Raw genomic sequence first — 17,004 nt, 5'->3', positions numbered from 1 at the left:
CATGCGCGGAATAATACTTGCCGGCGGAACCGGCTCCAGGCTTCATCCCATCACTCTGGGTGTCAGCAAGCAGTTGGTACCGGTCTACGACAAGCCAATGATCTACTACCCGCTGTCAACGCTGATCCTTGCAGGTATCCGGGACATCCTCATCATCACGACGCCCCACGACGCGGAGCAGTTTGAACGCTTGCTGGGGGACGGCTCCCGGTTTGGCGTTTCGATCACCTACAAGCAGCAGCCTTCGCCCGATGGATTGGCCCAGGCCTTTGTCCTCGGCGCTGACCATATCGGCGATGACAGTGTTGCACTGGTGCTGGGCGACAACATCTTCTACGGTCAGGGCATGGGGACCCAGCTACGCCGCTTCAAGACCATCGACGGCGGGGCTGTCTTTGGTTACTGGGTCAAAGATCCCTCCGCCTACGGTGTGGTGGAATTCGACGACAACGGCAAAGCCCTCTCGCTCGAGGAGAAGCCGGCGGCGCCGAAGAGCCATTACGCGGTGCCGGGGCTCTACTTCTATGACAACAATGTGGTTGATATCGCCAAGAACCTGAAGCCCTCCGCCCGGGGAGAACTGGAAATCACCGACGTAAACCGCATCTATCTGGAAGCCGGAAAGCTGCAGGTCGAAATTTTGCCGCGCGGAACCGCTTGGCTCGATACGGGCACCTTCAATGACCTCAACGATGCTTCAAACTTCATTCGCACTGTTGAGAACCGGCAGGGCCTGAAAATCGGTGCCCCTGAGGAGATTTCGTGGCGGCTCGGGTTCCTGACCGACGACGAACTCCGCGAACGGGCTGAGCCCCTGGTGAAGAGCGGATACGGGGCGTACCTGTTGGAGCTTCTGGCGGAGAAGTAGTCCTGGGGTTTGGACACGAATAAGGGGGGTGAAGCCGCGGCTTCACCCCCCTTATTCGTGTCCTAGTAAGTCAACGTACGGCATCCCAGCTGGGAGTTGTACGCAGCAAATATTGAGACCGCCACCCCATAAGTGCAGACGCGGTATTGGCCGCGGGCGGTGATGGGGACCGATGTCGAATACCCGTGGTCGCCGACTGTCTGCAGGGCGCTGTTGACATCCGGCCGCTTCAAATTCGCGGTGAACGCGTAGCCTTTAGTGCTCCCGTCAGGATAGGTGATGTAGGCGTGCACCGGATTGGAAATACCGGGCAAGGCAGGATCAAGCGTCCAGCCTTGCGTTACGACGGCAGCCTGTCCATTGGACACCTGGATGCCGGCGCTGTCGAGGAATCCCATGGTGGGCGGCGTGGAACTGACCGTAAAGTTCTTGCAACCGAGCAAGGTGGGCCCGTTGGAGACAGGTGCTACGCCCACTGCCTGGGCACAGACCGAATAGGTCCCGGTGGCGGTGATGGGGAGCCCGGCTTGGAAACCATGATCACCCACAGTCCCTAACGCGGAGTTCACGTCCGGCCTCTTGAGGTTTGCCGTGACGTTCAAGGGCGCAGGACTCGTTACGGTTGTTCCATCCTTGGCGGAAATGTACACGTTGACAGGAATGCTCGTGGCGGGCTGGGTGGGATCCAGAGCCCACCCTGTGACCTGAAGGGCTGCAGAATTGGCCGCCTGGGTTATGGACAGGGTGTCGTAACTTCCGATGGGCGATGGATTCGCGTCGATGCTTACAGTCCTGCACCCAAGGGGAGTGTTTGCATTCTGGCCTATCGCATATGTGCAGACCTTGTAAGACCCTGGAGCTGTTACGGGTACCTGATAGTCGAAGCCGTGGTTCGAACCCAGGCCCGTCGCTGATTGCACGTCCGGCCGGGAGGTGTTCGCCGTCATTCGGTAACCGGTAGTTGTTCCATTCGGTGCCGTCACGTAGGCGTCTGCGTACGACGACGCGGATGGATTGGCCTGGTCGACTGCCCACCCTTTGAGTTGCAGTGTGACTTTGTCAGCCGCAACGACCTTTGTGAGGCTGTCAAAGCTGCCTACAGGCACCCCGATCCCTGTAGCGGTGACGCTCTTGCAGCCAAGGGGCGTATTGCCAAAGGTGCCAATCGAATAAGCGCATGCAGTGTATGTGCCTGATTGGGTAATAGGGACAGATCCGTCGAAACCGTGGTTGGGTCCATAGCCCAGGGCTTGGTCGACATCGGGTCTGTAGGCATTGGCCGTCCATGCATACCCGGTGGTGGTGCCACCCGGCGACGTGACGTACACGTGTGTCTGGTTCGAGGCGGCGGTGTTGGCAAGATCAGCCGACCAGCCACGCGCACGCAGCGAAAACTGGGTTCCGCTGCCTGTTATAGACAGGGAATCAAAGCTTCCCGTGGGAAGCGCTGACCCTGCCAACCGCTGCAGTGACGGGTAGTCACCGTTCCAGACGTTCGAGTCGCCCGCGAACGGTCCAGTGCTGCTGTACTGCCAAATGCTATAGGTGCTCCAACTGCCTGTCGGAATCGGCCCGGCATCGTTGGTAGGCGCACCGGGGTAAGCCGCCACCCACAGTGGATAGTCGCCGAAGCCCGACGGGTTGCCGAGGCACTGGTTCCACCAGCTTGTGTTTGTGTAGATTGCCGGAAGCCGGCCGGTCAAGGACTTCATGGTGTTCCCAAAGTCCTGGACCCAGGAGGTCAGCTGCCCGGGCGTCATGTTGTAGCAGGTATTTCCGAAGTAGAAACCGTTGATGGTCCGGCCCTCGTAGGGATTGAACTCGAAGTCCAGGACGGGCGGCATGGTGTAACCGTCGGCTGACCAGCCACCGCCATTCGCTACGAAATACCGGGCCTGGTCGGCTCCCGACGACCAGTTCGGGATCGCGAAGTGGTACGCGCCGCGAATCATTCCGACATTCCGTGAGCCCTGGTACTGCGCGCTGAATTGGTCGTTTGTCATGTAATTGCCCTCGCTGGCCTTTACATATGCAAATCTCGCACCCATGTTCCACTGCTGCTGCCAGTCGACGTTGGGCTGGTAGCCACTGACGTCGAGTCCCTGGACCCCGAACGTGGGCATCCAGGTACCTTCGGTAGAGAGGGACTCCATGCTCGGGCTTTTTGTGGCGGGAGTAGTGGAGGAGGCTGTCACCCTGGCGGAACGTTGGCCCATTTCAGCGCCGCGCCCGACTGCTTCGGCCATCGTTTGCGTTGCCGACGCGGACGGAGTCGGGGCGGACGGAGCTGACTGGGTGGGCGCGGGAACCGGGACAGCGGTTCCAGCGGCAACGGAAGGACTGGGGCTGGGGGTCGCGGCGGTTGCATTACCCGGCACGGCACTTTGAGATGATGACGGCGAGGGAGAGGGCGTGGACTCTACTGCGGCCGCAAACCCTGTAAGACCTGGACTCGTCAGCAGGGATGTGGCGAGTACGACGATCCCGATGGATTTCAGGGCTTGGTGACGGGACTGAGACAGGTTCCGCTTCATATGTGCTCCGGAGACAAACAAGCGCTCCGCTGAGCGCTCATTCTTGATTGCTGCTCAGGTGCTTCCCCCCAGGGAAGACACGTGGGACAGGTGGTGCCGATTATTAACGCGCTCACCATAGCATCGCGGGGTGCCATGTAACCAGTGGTTCTGATGTTGCCCATGTGACTCAAGGAGCTCAAGAGCTGCGGGTCAAGCAGGAAAACTGGGCTCGGAACATGCCATGCCGGGAAGTGCGTTCCAAAAAGAAAGCCCAGGAGTGGTGGTCCAGACCTGCCCAGCTGGAGTTCAGGCGCGGGATTTCTCCAGTGGCGCTACCTTGTTCTTAAAAATCCATTCCCTGTAAAGGAAATAGTTCCAAACTGTGGTGAGCACGGTTGAGGTTCCCTTGCCGATTATGTAATACCACCCCAACGCGTCAAACCCAGTGACGATGAAATCGCTGACAACGACATTGAAAATCACCAGGGAGATGTACTTTGCGGCACTAACACCGTGGTGATTGGTGGCCTGGAAGGTGAAGATGCGCTGCAGAAAGTAGTTGAAGACCAGGCTTACCAGGAAAGCGATTGGAGTCGCTATGACGAGATCTACGCCGACTACCTCGTGAAGGAGTACAAGAAGCCCCAAATCCAAAGCAAACGAGAGCCCGCCCACAAAAAGGAATCTGAGTACGGAGTTCTGGTACAACTTCTGCGCCCGGGTGCGCAGGACACTACTTTGCCCGGCTGGTCTGCTGGCTGGTGTTGTGGTTCTTGAAAATCGCACGCGTCTTGGTGCCCTCCCCGGCATAACGGAGACTCAAGGCGTTCTGAGCTGACCTCCTAGTAACATCAAATTATCATGCCAAGAACTCAGTCAAAACGACTCGCCATCCCGGGACCAGCCTCCGACGGTCGCCCAGAACGCCCTTCTTCCGCCAAAGTGCTGGTCGTTGCTTGGCTGTTGATCGGGCTGCTGGGCAGTGTCTGGTGCTTTGCGTCCCCCTTGATGTCAGCCCCTGACGAGCCGGCCCACACGGTGAAGGCTGCGGCAGTGGCACGAGGGCAATTCACTGGCAGCTCCACCGGTGTCCAAGGTGAGCGTTTGGCGGTTCAAGTCCCGGGCTACATCGCGAAACTGGAAAGCAATCTCTGCTTCGCGCACCATCCGGAAGTGACGGCAAACTGTGCGTTGCCCATTGATGCCGCCGACAGGGGGACAACAACCGCGCTTACATCAGCAGGTAACTACAATCCCGTGTACTACGGGATTGTAGGGTTGGCAAGCCGTGGATTGAGCGGCGAAACAGCTCTCTATGCCATGCGGCTGGTAAGCACTTGGGTGTGCGCCTTTTTCCTTGCCACAATATTTTGGGCAGCCTCCAGTCTTCGGCGCTTCGTCTGGCCTTCGCTCGCTGCAGCCGTCGCCATAACGCCCGCGGTCCTCTTCCTGTCGGCGAGCATCAATCCCACCGCCTTGGAAATCAGCACGGCTGCCAGCGTCTTTATGTGCCTTTGCTCTTTGCTGGAGCGCAGCCGCGCGCTGCAAGACTCGCATGCGAAGATCTGGTGCCTGGCTGTTGCGGGGGCACTTCTTGCCAACACACGCCCGGTCTCATTGCTGTGGCTGGCTGTGGTGGTAGCTGCCGCCGTCCTCGCCTATAACCTGCAAGCGTTCGGGCGGGTCTTCCGATATCGTCCAAGCTGGGTTCCCGTGGCCGTCTTAGGTCTGGCTTGCGTCTTTGCGCTTGGCTGGGTTGTCAGCTCCAACAGCTTTGACAGCCTTTTGGCCGGCGCCCCCGTCCCCAGCGACGTGGCAGCAGTCACAATGGCAGACCGCACCTTTATCTACGTTCCCGAATACGTGGGGGTCCTGGGCTGGTTGGACACACCTCCGCCACCTGCCGTGGTGTATGCGTGGGTTCTGGCCATGGGCGTCGTTCTGGTAGTCGGCATGACGGCCAGGCCCCTGCGGGCAAGATGGTCTGTAGCTTTGCTGACCGTGGTCGTACTGGTGGCGCCGGTGGCGTTGCAAGCGTCGTCAAGCGAGAAAGTGGGATGGATCTGGCAGGGGCGCTACATCCTGGCGGTGCTGGTGGTCCTGCTTCTGGCGTGTGGAGTCGCGGGACGTTTCGCTCCATTCCGAACTTCAACGCGTACTTTGTCGATAGTCAGGTGGACTCTCGTGGCCGGAGCTCTTGCCCATATATACCTTTTGCTTCAAGGGCTGAGGCGCTACACCGTCGGCATTACGGAGGGACACGTCAACTGGACAGAAATGTTCGCCCCCCACTGGCAGCCGCCCTTTTCATGGCAAGGGCTGACGCTTGCATACATTGTAGTTTTGGGAATAGCCGGATATTGCCTCTACCGGTTGCTCGCTTCGCCGCAGGGAAACGGCAGGGGCACTGTGCTCAAGCAGGGAACTCATAGCCCTTCCATGCTGGGCAGCTAGGGCCGGAGGTCCGGGGTCGCCGTGAAGCGCCTGGCTGAGGCCTCGGTGTTCTAAGGCCAGTAGGTCTTAGTGTCTGTGGCTCGCCGCCGTGGTGGCGGTCAGCTGTGCGTAGTGCTGATATGATTCCCGCTGGCCGCTTCTAACCATTTCAATTTCGGTGATAACGGTCATAAGGGGGATAGCGGCTTCCGCGCAACAACCCCAATTCCAGCTGCGGCTCTTTGGGCCGGCCAGGTCAGTGAAAGGGTGTTATGCCAGCAAGAAGTATATCAACGGGCATTCGTCCCCTTGGCGGCACACTGTACTCGCTATTCGATCCTCGTCGGAATTCGCTGAACGCAATCCGCCTACTTCTGGCAGCGGCCGTCATTGTTTCTCATTCATCAGTGATTGGAAACCTTGGGCCAGAACCGGAGGCTGGCGGGGAACACCTCGGTACATGGGCGGTCCTCGGGTTTTTTGCAGTGTCCGGTTACCTTATTACCCGTAGCCGCCTCAACGGGCAGTCCCCGTGGTCCTTCTACACCGCACGCTTCCTTAGAATCTATCCTGGGTTCCTTGTCTGCCTGCTTGCTGTCGCCTTTGTTTTTGCCCCCCTGTCTTTGTTGGTTGGCTCTTCGGGCACATTTACTCTCGTTGACTCGCTGAGTTACCTGGCGCGCAATTTCCTGCTTTATCCGCCATTCATAAGTCAAACGAACATTGGCACTACCGTCCCAAACGTGCCAGTGCCGGGTATCTGGAACGGTTCCCTGTGGACGCTTTTCTGGGAGGCTTCCTGCTACATCGCCGTGGGAACGGTTTGCTATGTCAAAAATGAGAAACTCCGAGCGGCGTTCATCGGTGCTGGATTCCTCACTGCCAGTGCCGTTTCGGCGGCAAAGCTGGTGGGCTGGGTTCCCGCCAGCGTGTACACTCTGGTGGCGCCACTTGTTGCAGCGTTTTGCGCCGGAGCCCTGCTGTTCCATTTCTCCGACAGGGTTCGGGTTCGGCCTGCCGTTGCACTATCTGCGGCTTTACTCATGTTGGCCATCTTCACGGAAACCGCTTCGGTTTTGGCCCCACTGCCGTTCGCCGTGATCATCATGGCTCTGGGCTCCGTTCTGCCGTTCCAGTCGGTGGGCGCCAAGTCGGATCTTTCGTATGGGGTTTATATTTACGGCGTCCCAGTTCAGAACATTCTGGAAATAGGATGGCCTGACCTTCCCTTGATCCCGTATATATTACTGAGCCTTGGCCTGACACTGCCTTTGGCCTGGCTTAGCTTTCGTTTTGTTGAAGCCCCGGCGCTTGGCTTGAAGTCCCGGCTGAGGAATAGCCCGTTCAGGTCGGATGTAGCGACAGGATCTAAATAATCCGGTGGACGCAGAATTCAAATAACCTGGCCAAAGCTGTACATACTTCCGCGGCCACAGCCGCTTCTGGTGACGACTTATTTCATGGCGGCGGAGACGGACCCGATAGGCATAACGGGCAGACATTCGCTTAGACAAGGGGTGTCTGTCCTTTAGCGCAGGTCTCTTTAGCCGGCGGAGGGTGCCGATTTGATGCCGGCGGAACTCCTTTGTCCACAGCTTGATCCATATGACTTGGCAGTCTCTTCCCTGCTCCTTAGGCTGGACCTCAGTCGCACTGCCTCCGCCGGGGGCGGCAGTTGTATGGGGGAACATATGGACGCGCTGGGAATAGTCGAGGACGAAGTCCGCGAGCTCATTCGCCGTCGCGGGCTCGACCCGCTCAGGCAGGCAGGCGAGGTCCGTCGATTGGTCGAAGCCGCAGTCACCGACTACGACGAACGGGCCCTAATGGGACCCCTTCCGCCCCTTGGTCCCCTTGACGCAGCCCGTCGCTTTCTTTTCGACGCCGTCGCAGGGTTCGGCGTACTTCAACCTCTCCTTGATGATCCAACCATTGAGGAGATCTGGCTCAACGCCCCTAACGAAATCTACGTGGCGCGGAACGGTGAGTCGGAGCTGACGTCACTCAGTCTTTCGGAGCAGCAGGTGCGGGACCTGGTGGAGCGCATGCTCAAGAGCTCCGGCAGAAGGCTGGACATGTCTTCACCATTTGTCGATGCTGCGCTGCCTGACGGCTCCCGGCTGCATGTTGTGATTCCAGATGTGACCCGCCGCCACTGGGCTGTGAACATCCGCAAATTCGTCGTGAAAGCCAGCCGTCTTGAACATCTGGTGGAGCTGGGGACGCTGACACCCCAAGCCGCACGGTTTCTCGGTGCGGCGGTCTCCAGCGGCCTCAACATCCTCGTTTCCGGCGCGACCCAGGCAGGCAAGACAACCATGCTGAACTGCCTGGCGGCCAGTATCGGAACCCGGGAACGAGTCATCACGGTCGAGGAAATTTTCGAGCTTCAGTTCCCGCTCCGGGACGTCGTGGGCCTGCAGTGCAGGCAGCCGAACCTCGAAGGAGAGGGCGAAATCCCACTTCGTCGGCTGGTGAAGGAGGCTCTGCGGATGCGTCCGGACCGGTTGGTGGTGGGCGAGGTGCGGGAAGCCGAGAGCCTCGACATGCTGATCGCTTTGAATAGCGGTCTTCCCGGTATGTGCACCGTCCACGCCAACTCGGCACACGATGCAGTAACCAAAATCTGCACACTCCCGTTGCTCGCCGGGGAGAACATTTCCAGCGCTTTCGTCGTCCCCACTGTTGCGTCGTGCATAGACCTCGTGGTGCACTGCAGCCGGCACACCGACGGGCGGCGGCAAGTAACCCAAGTCCTGTCCTTGGGACGACGCGTGGAAAACGGCGTAATCGAATCATCCCTGGTCTTTGCCCTGGAAAACGGCGTCCTGCAGCCCCGGGCGAACGCCATGCCCGCAGCGGAGAAGTTCTCGAAGGCAGGGTACGACGTCGCCGCGCTGCTGGATCCGCGATGATCGCGGCGCTGGTGGGAGCGGCGACAGGAGTTGGCTTCTTCCTCATTTGGTGGTCCTGTTGGGAAACGCCGGACCATGGAAAGCGGGAGCGGAAGCCGGGCCGGATGGCGGACCTGCTCGCGGGCGCCGGAGTAGATAAGGTCTCGCCCCGCGGTTTGGTTGGGACTTGCCTTGGGCTCGGGGTATTCGTGGTTCTGGTCTTCTATGGTCTGAGCCGCTCCTGGCCTATCGCCTGTTGCTTCGGTCTTTTCGGCGGCTGGCTGCCTGTCACCCTTCTTCGGTGGCGGGCGAAGAAGAGGACCGCCATGCTGCGTCAACTCTGGCCTGACGTCGTTGATCATCTTCGCTCTGCTATCCGGGCAGGCCTGCCCCTACCCGAGGCCCTTATCCAGCTTGGAGACAAAGGGCCCGAGGAACTGCGGCCAATCTTCCGGGAGTTCGGGGCTGACTACCGGGCCGGGGGCCAATTCGATGGTTCTTTGAACAAGCTGAAACATCGGCTTGCCGACCCTGTGGCTGACCGCATTATCGAAGCACTCCGGCTGACGCGGGAAGTGGGCGGGTCAGACCTGGGAAAGCTCCTCGGAACCTTGGCAGAATTTCTGCGGGAAAATGCCCGCACCCGCAGTGAACTTGAGGCACGCCAGTCCTGGACCATCAATGCGGCCCGGCTCGCCGTTGCTGCGCCCTGGATTGTCATGATTCTGCTGGCGACCAGACCGGAAGCAATCCAGGCCTACAACACGCCCACGGGCGCCGCCGTGCTGCTCGGTGGGCTGGTGGTCTCCCTAATTTGCTACACAGCGATGTTGAAGATCGGGGCCCTGCCGCAGGACGAAAGGGTGCTGCGTTGATGACTGTTTTCCCTGCCGCCGTAATCTGCGGAATTGCCTTGGGCCTTGGATTATGGCTCGTTATCTTCCGGTCTCCTCCGATGCGCCCCATAACGTTGTCTGAACGGATCGAGCCGCAGCTGAAGTCCCAGAACCTGGAATCGCGGCTCCTGCGTGCCGGGGAACAGAACCTCACGCCGTTTGGTCCGCTTGAACGGATCCTCCGGCCGGTCTTCCGGGACTGGCTCACCACCCTGGGAAAGCTCAGCCCCTCGCCCGGGGCCACCGGTAGGCGGCTCGCCCAAGCGGGAATCAACAAATCCCCGCTTGACTTCCGTGCAGAGCAATTGCTGTGGGCGGCGGCCGGATTTGTCATCGCACTGGTCGTCGTCCTGGTCGGAGCGGCAGCCGGCAGGTTCAGCCCGGTTTTTGCGGCTGCCGTGATCATCGGTAGTGCCGGAGCGGGCTTCGTGCTGCGGGACTACTGGCTGGGCGCCCAAGTTCGGCGACGGGAAACACGGATGATGGCGGAGTTTCCCAGCCTTGCCGAATTGATGGCCCTAGCAGTGGGCGCGGGGGAGAGCGCAACGGGCGCTTTGGACCGTGTGTGCAGGAGTGCGAACGGTGAACTATCCAAGGAGTTCTCGAAAATCCTGGCGGAGACAAGAGCCGGTAAGCCATTGGTGGTGGCCCTTCAGGAGTTTTCTGCACGCACCGACCTTGCACCACTGGTCAGGTTCGTTGACGGGATCGTCGTGGCGGTGGAAAGAGGAACACCTTTGGCGGACGTGCTCCGGGCACAGGCGCAGGACGTACGGGACTCAGCGAAGCGTGACCTTATGGAAGCTGCCGGGAAAAAGGAGATCGCCATGATGGTGCCCCTTGTCTTCGGGGTACTTCCCCTAACCGTCGTATTCGCGGTATTTCCCGGCCTCGCTGCCATCAACTTGGGCTTCTGATGGATGCCAGACCCGGGACTCCCCTTCAGCAACACCTTCATGTCCCCTCTAGGAAACAGGAATAGGACGCAAGATGAAAACCATGGGAACCCGCTTCGTAATGCTGCTTCTTGGCCTCGCAGCCTTGCTCCAGTTACAGGTGGGACGGGCGGGCCGGCCGCAGTCTCTTAGGGGCGGACACGGCAGCGATGGACAGGATATCGCCGAATTGACCGTGATGAACCCGGGCGATGATCCTGAACGTGGTGACGTTCCGGGATGGGTGATGATAACCCTGATGTCCGCCGTCCTGGTCGCAGCCCTGCTGGCGCTTGCAGGCCCGGCGCTGGAGGCGATGTTCAACCAGGCGATGGACAAGGTGGGGAACTGAACCATGAGGGTGTCCGCTCCCGGGCCGGCGGTGCAGCCTGAGTTGTCCCGGCCCGGCGAGCGGGGTTCGGCCGTTGTGGACTTCGTCCTGGTCGGCGGGCTGCTGACAATGTTCTTCCTGGCGATCATCCAACTGACGCTAGTATTGCACGTCCGGAATACGCTCATTGATGCTGCAGCATCGGGGGCGCGGTATGGAACCCTTGCGGACCGCAGCGCCTCCGATGCCGAGGAACGAACCCGCAGCCTCATCAGCATGGCCTTGAATCAAGGCTTTGCGGAACAGGTCAGTACCCGGGAAGTAAACGTGCAAGGGATGCGCACACTGGAGGTGACCGTACGGTCTCCAATGCCCGTCCTCGGTCTGATCGGACCGCGGGACATGCTGGAGGTGAAAGGGCATGCGGCCGTTCAGCCCTGATCCGTCCCCGTCCACACCGTTGCGCGGGGCCACAGTTCGGTTCTATTCCAGCGCCCACCGGCGCTTTCGGGTGCGTCTGGCAGAAGTGCTGTGCCTGCGGAGATCGGCCGAATACGAGCCGGGTTGCGCATCCCAAGGGCCTGGGCAGGGCGCCGAACATAAATCTTCCGGCCGCGTGCCCGGCGTGCCGGGGGTGCGCGGGCAGCGGCATTCCAGTGAACAGGGAAGCGCCGTAGTCGAGTTCACCTTCCTTGCACTCCTGCTCATGGTCCCACTCGTGTACTTCGTGATCACGGTTGGCCAGATCCAGGGAGGCTCGTTTGCGGTGGTGGGTGCCGCAGACCAGGCAGCGAAGGTTTTTGTCGCCCAGCCCGATTCCGCCACGGCGCAGGCAGCGGCGGAACAGGCGGTGGCCCTCGCCCTTTCCGACTTCGGGCACCAACCGGACCGCGCCACCATGACCACCACCTGCAATCCTGCGGACTGCCAGGCGGCGGGCACTGCGGTAACAGTGACCGTCAGCCTGAGTGTGCCCCTGCCGTTCGTGCCGTTTGCCGAAGGGTTGTCCGCAACAGAGGTGGAAGCGTCCTCCACCCAGCTCGTAGGTCGGTACCGGTGAGTCGCAGGGAAGCGGACGAAAGCGGACAGCTGATGGTGATGATCCTCGGCTACGTGCTCCTGGCGCTTTTGGTGGCGACGGTGGTCGTCGGCATCACCGCGGTGTACCTGGAGCACAAGCGCCTCTTGTCCTTGGCGGACGGGGCGTCCCTGGCCGCGGCCGACAGCTACACGCTGGGCGAAGTCTCAGCAGAGGGGGGAAGCCCGTCCGCTGTCCTCAACCCCGGCCGGGTTCGAAATGTGGCCGCAGACTTCGTCGCCAGGAGCCCCGCCTCCCAGCGTTTTTCCGGCCTTGCCGTCGCCGGCGCAACGGGCACGCCGGACGGTTCCACCGCCGTCGTGGTACTCACTGCCGCCGTGCACCCGCCCGTAGTGAATTTCCTGGTTCCTGACGGCATCCGTATCGAGGCGACATCCACTGCGCGTTCACGCCTGACCCGCTGAAGCACTGGCCCGCCAGCCTTCAAGGCGACGTGCACTCGCCAGCCCACGCGCCGAGCCGGGCGGTATGCCCCGATAGCGTAGGCTTAAACCACCATGGCCAATATTGATTTTTCCGCTGAAATCCGGGCGCTCCGCGCCACCTACGAGTCCATTGAACGCGTCACCGACGTGGAGGCACTCAAGGAAGACATCGCCGAACTCAGCGAGCGGGCAGGGGAGCCGGACCTTTGGGACGACCCCTCGGCCGCACAGAAAATCACCTCGAGGCTCTCCCACCGGCAGTCGGAACTGGAACGTCTCACCAACCTTGCCGCCCGGATCGATGATCTGGAAGTCTTGGTTGAGCTCGGGCAGGATGAGGACGACGCCGACTCGATGGGGGAGGCCGCGGCTGAACTCGAGTCCATCAAGAAAGCGCTCAAGGACCTGGAAGTCGTGACGCTGCTCTCGGGCGAGTACGACGAGCGCGAGGCCGTGGTTTCCATCCGCGCGGGCGCGGGAGGCGTGGATGCCGCAGACTTCGCAGAGATGCTCATGCGTATGTACCTCCGCTGGGCGGAACGGCATGGCTATCCCACTACCGTCATGGATACCTCCTACGCGGAGGAGGCCGGGCTCAAATCCGCCACCTTCGAGGTGAAGGCGCCCTACGCGTACGGGACCCTCAGCGTGGAAGCCGGTACCCACCGCCTTGTCAGGATCAGCCCGTTTGATAACCAGGGCCGCCGCCAGACCTCCTTCGCTGCTGTTGAAGTCATTCCGCTGATCGAACAGACCGACTCCATCGAGATCCCGGACAACGAAATCAGGGTGGACGTGTTCCGTTCATCCGGCCCTGGCGGCCAGTCGGTGAACACCACCGACTCCGCTGTCCGGCTTACCCACATCCCCACGGGCACCGTGGTGTCCATGCAGAACGAAAAGTCCCAGCTGCAGAACCGTGCAGCCGCCATGCGCGTGCTGCAGTCCCGTCTCCTGCTCTTGAAAAAGGAGCAGGAGGATGCGGAAAAGAAGGCGCTGGCCGGGGACGTGAAGGCGTCCTGGGGCGACCAGATGCGCTCCTACGTCCTGAACCCGTACCAAATGGTGAAGGACCTGCGCACCGAGCACGAGGTAGGCAACACCGCCGCAGTGTTCGACGGCGAAATTGACGACTTCATCGACGCCGGCATCCGCTGGCGTACAGACAACCGGAACGCCGAAAAGTAGCCCTGGCTCCAAGGCGGGGGGACCGCTGATCCGGCGACACGCCCCCACAAGCCCGGCCAACCACCGGACGTTTTGCGTATAGTCAAGGGGCCGGGGCCCTACTTTCCCCCAAACGAAGACCCGTGCACCGGCTGCAGAACTGGGCTGCATCAGAAGAATCAGCCATGCCCTGCAGGGTACTTAGGGCCATGATCCGATTCGAAAATGTCACCAAGGTTTACGACCAGAAAGCCCGGCCGGCGCTGGACTCCGTCACCCTTGAGATTGATCGCGGCGAATTCGCCTTCCTCGTCGGTGCGTCCGGCTCCGGAAAGTCCACGTTCCTCCGGCTCGTGCTCAAGGAAGACCGCGCCACGTCCGGCGCCGTCTACGTCGCCGGCCAGAACGTAGCCAGGATTTCCAGCTGGCGCGTTCCGCGCCTCCGCCGGGGCATCGGCGTCGTCTTCCAGGACTTCCGCCTCCTGCCCCAAAAGAATGTGTTCGCGAACGTGGCCTTCGCCATGCAGGTAATCGGCAAGAGCCGCAGCGTCATCCGCGACACCGTCCCCGAGGTCCTAAAAACGGTGGGACTTGAGGGCAAGGAACACCGCATGCCGCACGAGCTCTCCGGTGGCGAGCAGCAGCGCGTCGCCATCGCCCGCGCCGTGGTCAACCGCCCCGGGATCCTCCTCGCCGACGAACCTACCGGAAACCTGGACCCCACCACCTCCATGGGCATCATGGGTGTGCTGGACAAGATCAACCAGAACGGAACCACCGTGGTGATGGCCACGCACGACGACGACATCGTCAACGAGATGCGCAAGCGGGTGGTCGAGCTCAAGAACGGCGTGGTGATCCGCGACGAAGCCAAGGCACTGTACACCTCGATGATTCCGGTCGTCGGCCAGTCCCGGCGCCTGAAGGACGCAAGCGGCAGGGAGACGCCCGACGGCGGACTGCCGGGTAAGAGCGACGAAGGCGAGGCCCAGCGATGAGGCTCGCGTTCATTCTGTCCGAGATCGGCAGCGGCCTGCGCCGCAACCTTTCCATGGTGGTCTCGGTCATCCTGGTGACGTTCGTGTCCCTCACCTTCGTGGGCGCTGCGGGCATGCTGCAGATGCAGATCAACCAGATGAAAGGCTACTGGTACGACAAAGTCCAGGTAGCCATCTTCCTGTGCAGCGAAGGTTCGACGGCGCCCGGTTGCGCGTCCGGGCCAGTCACCCCGGAGCAGCAACAGGGCCTCAACGCACTCCTGGAGTCCCCGGCCGTGGCGCAGTACATCAACGACTTCCAGTTCGAGTCCAAGGATGAGGCCTACAAGCACTTCAAGGACCAGTTCTCCAATTCGCCCATCGTCGATTCCGTGACGCCGGACCAGCTGCCGGCATCGTTCCGGATCAACATGAAGGACCCGGAAAAATACCAGATCATCAGTGAGACGTTTTCGTCCCAGCCGGGCGTCGAAACCGTGATTGACCAGCGCCAACTGCTTGAACGCCTGTTCTCGGTGATGAACGGGGCCTCCCTGGTGGCCGTGGGCATCGCAGGCGTCATGATCGTCTGCGCCATCCTGCTCATCGCCACCACCATCAGGCTCTCAGCGTTCAGCCGGCGCCGGGAAACCGGAATCATGCGGCTCGTCGGGGCCTCCAAAACCGTGATCCAACTGCCGTTCATCCTGGAAGGCGTCATCGCAGCAGTCATCGGCGCCGCCCTGGCCTCGGGCACCCTGTGGGCGGTGGCGCGGTTCTTCCTGGGCGACTACATGTCGCGCCAGTACCCCGATACGGCCTTCATCTCCTCCGGCCAGACCCTGATCCTCGCCCCGGCGCTGCTGGTCCTTGGCGGATCCTTGGCAGGAATTTCGTCTCTCTTGACCTTACGTAGATATTTGCGCGTTTAGGCTGTGCACACCGACCAAGGAATGCCCATGAACGTAACTGATCAAACCTTGCCCCGTCCCCGCCACAGCCAGGGACGGGCCGCTGCGCGCCGCTTGGGGATCGTTAGCGGCGTGCTCACCATCATGCTTTCTGCGGGCATGGCGGTTGCCACGCCCGTCGCCTTCGCCGACGACCTCGAGGACCGCAAAGCCGCGCTCGAAGCAGAAGCCGCACGCGTGCAGGCTTCCCTCGAATTTGTCGATTCCCGGATCGCAAAGGCCGCCGGCGACCTGGTGATCTACCAGGGCCAGTTGCCGGGTGCTCAGCAGGCGCTGCTCGACGCGCAGGGCCGCGTGGCCAGCGCCGTCAAGGAATCGGAGGCACTGGCCGCGCGTGTCGACATGGCCCAGCAGAACAAGGCCAAGATCACCCAGCAGCTGGAAACGGACAAGCAGAAGATCGCCGACACCAAGAAACTGATCGGCCAAATCGCCACGCAGGCCTATAAATCCGGTGGCGTTCCCTCCAATCTGTCCCTGTTCTTCGGTTCCATCAGCGGCAGCAGCCTGACTGAAACCATGGACCTGGCGGACCAGGCCATGCGCAGCCAGAACGCAGCCATGGACAAGCTCAACCAGCAGAATGCCACCAACGTCAACTCCGAAGCCCGCCTCCAGGCCGTGGAAGCGGAGATCAAGGACCTCAAGGCCAAAGCCGACGCCGCGCTCGAACGGGAAAAGGCTGCGCGCGACGAAGCAGCAGCGAAGAAGGCCCAGGTAGACCAACTGATCGCTGATACCACCCGCCTTGACGCCGAGCTCCAGGCAGCCAAGCCGGGAATCCAGGCCCAACTGGCCGGTGTCCAGGCCAACCAGAACCAAGTGGCCAACGAGATCGCAGAACGCGACCGCAAAGCCCGCGAAGCCTGGGAAGCGGAGCAGCGCCGACAGGCAGAGGCTGCTGCTGCGGCTGCCGCCGCTGCTGCCGCTGCTGCCGCGGCAGCGAACCGACCCGCCCCGCCCGTCCAGCCGTACGTACCGCCCGCAGTGGGGTCGCCGTCGGCCTTTGGCCTTCGCCACCCCTTCGACGGCAGCATCCCCATCACCTCGGGCTTTGGCTACCGAACAACCCCGCCGGGAACGATCGACTTCTATGGCACCGGTGGCTACATGCACACCGGAATCGACTTCGGTGCGGCCTGCGGCACCCCCGTATACGCGGCGGCGGCCGGGGAGGTCTTCAGCTCCGGCTGGAACTCCGCCGACGGTGGCGGGTGGCGCGTCAAGATCGATCATGGCCTGGTGCAGGGCAACACCCTGACCACCATCTACTACCACAACTCGAGCATCGTGGTCTCGAACGGGCAACACGTTTCCCAGGGCCAGCTCATCGCCTACTCCGGCAGCACAGGCAACTCCACCGGCTGCCACGCCCACTTCGAAACCTGGCTCAACGGCAAGGCTGTAGACCCCATGGGGCTGCTGTAGGGCAGAACAGCGCTGCCGTAGACTGGGATAGCTCCGCGCCGCCAGGCGGGGAGCTGTCAACCTG

At 61.4% G+C, this 17,004-nt stretch carries 16 protein-coding genes; 14 read left to right on the top strand and 2 right to left on the bottom strand.

Annotated features, from left to right (window positions below; genetic code table 11):
• Position 1 precedes the first annotated feature (1 nt).
• Positions 2-868 carry a glucose-1-phosphate thymidylyltransferase RfbA gene (gene rfbA / locus JCQ34_RS12180; RefSeq protein ID WP_142133309.1) on the top strand — a complete coding sequence of 289 codons (867 nt, stop codon included), beginning with the start codon at positions 2-4 and terminating at the stop codon, positions 866-868.
• Positions 869-930: 62 nt separating this feature from the next.
• On the opposite strand, the gene JCQ34_RS12175 is transcribed toward rfbA, so the two are convergent.
• Complete coding sequence (locus tag JCQ34_RS12175) at positions 931-3,021, bottom strand: lysozyme (protein WP_286397891.1); 2,091 nt, start codon at positions 3,019-3,021, stop codon at positions 931-933.
• A gap of 669 nt (positions 3,022-3,690) precedes the next feature.
• On the bottom strand, positions 3,691-4,059 hold the full coding sequence (locus JCQ34_RS12170) for a GtrA family protein (protein WP_286397889.1): 369 nt from the start codon (positions 4,057-4,059) through the stop codon (positions 3,691-3,693).
• A gap of 186 nt (positions 4,060-4,245) precedes the next feature.
• Between JCQ34_RS12170 and JCQ34_RS12165 the strand changes: the two genes are divergently transcribed.
• From JCQ34_RS12165 to JCQ34_RS12105, 13 genes are all read left to right on the top strand, one after another.
• Entirely contained in the window at positions 4,246-5,838 is a 1,593-nt protein-coding gene (locus JCQ34_RS12165) for a DUF2142 domain-containing protein (protein ID WP_286397887.1), read from the top strand.
• A 251-nt stretch (positions 5,839-6,089) separates the two neighbouring features.
• Positions 6,090-7,193: an acyltransferase family protein gene (locus JCQ34_RS12160; RefSeq protein WP_286397885.1), complete on the top strand. Its 1,104-nt coding sequence runs from the start codon at positions 6,090-6,092 to the stop codon at positions 7,191-7,193.
• Positions 7,194-7,508: 315 nt separating this feature from the next.
• Positions 7,509-8,732 (top strand): CpaF family protein, encoded by a 1,224-nt coding sequence (locus JCQ34_RS12155; protein ID WP_286397884.1) that lies wholly within the window; start codon positions 7,509-7,511, stop codon positions 8,730-8,732.
• A complete protein-coding gene (locus JCQ34_RS12150) occupies positions 8,729-9,586 on the top strand; it encodes a type II secretion system F family protein (RefSeq protein ID WP_286397882.1) in 858 nt (285 codons plus the stop codon). Before JCQ34_RS12155 ends, JCQ34_RS12150 begins: the two co-directional genes overlap by 4 nt.
• Complete coding sequence (locus tag JCQ34_RS12145) at positions 9,586-10,524, top strand: type II secretion system F family protein (protein WP_286397881.1); 939 nt, start codon at positions 9,586-9,588, stop codon at positions 10,522-10,524. Before JCQ34_RS12150 ends, JCQ34_RS12145 begins: the two co-directional genes overlap by 1 nt.
• A gap of 73 nt (positions 10,525-10,597) precedes the next feature.
• On the top strand, positions 10,598-10,894 hold the full coding sequence (locus JCQ34_RS12140; RefSeq protein WP_286397879.1) for a hypothetical protein: 297 nt from the start codon (positions 10,598-10,600) through the stop codon (positions 10,892-10,894).
• A 3-nt stretch (positions 10,895-10,897) separates the two neighbouring features.
• Complete coding sequence (locus JCQ34_RS12135) at positions 10,898-11,314, top strand: TadE/TadG family type IV pilus assembly protein (protein ID WP_286397878.1); 417 nt, start codon at positions 10,898-10,900, stop codon at positions 11,312-11,314.
• A gap of 175 nt (positions 11,315-11,489) precedes the next feature.
• Positions 11,490-11,933 carry a hypothetical protein gene (locus JCQ34_RS12130; protein WP_286397877.1) on the top strand — a complete coding sequence of 148 codons (444 nt, stop codon included), beginning with the start codon at positions 11,490-11,492 and terminating at the stop codon, positions 11,931-11,933.
• The gene (locus JCQ34_RS12125; protein WP_286397876.1) at positions 11,930-12,376 is read left to right on the top strand and encodes a pilus assembly protein TadG-related protein; all 447 of its coding nucleotides are present in this window, start codon (positions 11,930-11,932) and stop codon (positions 12,374-12,376) included. Before JCQ34_RS12130 ends, JCQ34_RS12125 begins: the two co-directional genes overlap by 4 nt.
• 93 nt (positions 12,377-12,469) lie before the next feature.
• Positions 12,470-13,585 carry a peptide chain release factor 2 gene (gene prfB, locus JCQ34_RS12120; protein ID WP_286397874.1) on the top strand — a complete coding sequence of 372 codons (1,116 nt, stop codon included), beginning with the start codon at positions 12,470-12,472 and terminating at the stop codon, positions 13,583-13,585.
• 188 nt (positions 13,586-13,773) lie between these two features.
• Positions 13,774-14,562 carry a cell division ATP-binding protein FtsE gene (gene ftsE, locus JCQ34_RS12115; protein WP_286397872.1) on the top strand — a complete coding sequence of 263 codons (789 nt, stop codon included), beginning with the start codon at positions 13,774-13,776 and terminating at the stop codon, positions 14,560-14,562.
• Positions 14,559-15,473, top strand: coding sequence for a permease-like cell division protein FtsX (ftsX, locus tag JCQ34_RS12110; RefSeq protein ID WP_286397870.1), 915 nt, complete (start codon positions 14,559-14,561; stop codon positions 15,471-15,473). The genes ftsE and ftsX overlap by 4 nt, the downstream gene beginning before the upstream one ends.
• Before the next feature lie 27 nt (positions 15,474-15,500).
• Positions 15,501-16,940 carry a M23 family metallopeptidase gene (locus tag JCQ34_RS12105; RefSeq protein ID WP_286397869.1) on the top strand — a complete coding sequence of 480 codons (1,440 nt, stop codon included), beginning with the start codon at positions 15,501-15,503 and terminating at the stop codon, positions 16,938-16,940.
• The last annotated feature ends 64 nt before the right edge of the window (positions 16,941-17,004 follow it).

This window comes from Pseudarthrobacter defluvii, assembly GCF_030323865.1.
GTDB classification, from domain to species: Bacteria; Actinomycetota; Actinomycetes; order Actinomycetales; family Micrococcaceae; genus Arthrobacter; species Arthrobacter sedimenti.
This window is presented reverse-complemented; position numbering and strand designations above follow the sequence as displayed.